Source organism: Streptomyces sp. NPDC058086 (genome assembly GCF_042885015.1).
Taxonomy (GTDB): Bacteria; Actinomycetota; Actinomycetes; order Streptomycetales; family Streptomycetaceae; genus Streptomyces.
On sequence record NZ_JBHVST010000284.1, the window covers coordinates 1 to 1710 of the forward strand.

Genomic DNA, 1710 nt, shown 5'->3' on the forward strand with positions numbered 1-1710 from the left:
CTTCGTCCACGTGGCCGTGAACCTCTACACCAACTACTTCAACCACTACGCCCGCACCGAGATCGACGTCCCCGCCGTTCCCGGCATCGACAGCTGACGCTCCCGCCCCCACGGCCCCGGACAGGCTCCGGCGGGCCCTGCGGCCGCCCCTGCCGGCGACCCGCCCCTTTCCAGCTCGGGGGGCGGCTCACCGACAGGGGCTTCGCCGTCCGGTGCCTTCGGGTATCGTCGGCGCCACGATCGTGCACGACCCTGTCCCGGCATCGTGTTCCGGCCCGATACCTGTACGGATAAGCCGAGTTGATGCCCAGTCAGGGAACTTCCAGTCAGCGAAGACACCGACGGGGAGCGCACGACGGGGCGCCCCTGAGTCAGCGGGGAGGCTTCATGGGCAAGACGGGTGCGCGCCCCAGGGTGCTGGTCGTGGGGGCGGGCCTGGCCGGCACGGCCACCGCGATACGGCTGCTCCATTTCGCGAGAAGACCCCTGGAAGTCATCCTCCTGGAGCGGCGTGCCGACTACCGCTCGGCGGGCGTCGCGTATCACCGTGACGGCAATCCCTGGGACCACGTCTTCAACATCCAGGCCGGCCGGATGTCGGTGTTCCGCGAAGACGTGCTCGACTTCATCAACTGGGCCAACCAGGAGGCCGACCGCCGGGACTGGCCCCAGCGCTGGGCCTCCTGGAAGTTCACCGAGCAGGGCCCCGCCCCCCGCCGCATCTTCCAGGACTACCTCGACGACCGGCTGATCGAGGCCGCCCGGGAAGCCTGCCCCGGAGTCGTCCTCGTGGAAGCGGACGGCGAGGCGCTCGACACCAGGCCATGCGACCGCGGCTTCGAGGTGACCGTCAGGGGCCTCGGCCCGTACACGACCGAAGGGCTGCGCCCCGGCCCGCTCCCGGACACGCAGATCCTCGACGCGGACCACGTCGTCCTCGCCACCGGCCTGGAACTCAAGGAGCCGCCTTTCGCCGCCGGCGTCGCCAGGCACCCCTCCTTCGTCCGCAACCCGTACTCCGCCCCCGGGCTCCGCGCACTTACCCGTCTCCCACCCGATGCCTCCGTGGCCATCGTCGGATCGGTTCTGAGCGCCTACGATTCGGCAGGTCTGCTGCTGCGCAACGGACACGTCGGCCGTATCCACCTGATCTCCAGGTCAGGGACGATCTTCCGCACCTACCCCGACACCCACGAACACGGAGTGGTGCGGCTGCCGCGCCCCGACCTCCTGATGGAGCCCTACCGCGACCGCGAGGAATTCCTCGCCCGTGTCAGGGCCGCCTGGCAGGCCGCCTGCGCGACCGTCAGGGACCAGCACCCCGAGATCGACTCCGTGATCGTCTCCGAACGGGTCGCCAAAGCCTGGGAGCCGTACATCCCGGAGGTCATCGACCGCATCCCGACCGACGACCTGCGCCGACTGCTCGACGAGTTCGCCACCAGCCTCGCGGCCCTGCGCGTCGGGGCCGTGGAGTACACGATGGAGATCATCGAGCGAGCGATGCGTCCCCAGGACGGCCGGGTGGAACTGGTCGTCGGCCGGGTGCAGGAGATCACCCCGGCGGAGTCCGGACGGCGGCCGCGGAAGTCGGGCTGGTGGGGCTGACCCTGGTCGGCGTCGTGGTCGTGGCGATCCGGCTGGGGCGCGTCATGCTCCGGCGGCTGCGCGATCTGCGCAACGCCGCGCACGAGGTCGCCCACTCCGGAC

At 70.5% G+C, this 1710-nt stretch carries 1 pseudogene; it reads left to right on the plus strand.

Annotated elements, in window-relative coordinates:
• Positions 1 to 387: 387 nt before the first annotated feature.
• A pseudogene (locus tag ACFVWD_RS58265) lies at positions 388 to 1578 on the plus strand (FAD/NAD(P)-binding protein); the annotation flags it as partial.
• Between the last annotated feature and the right edge of the window lie 132 nt (positions 1579 to 1710).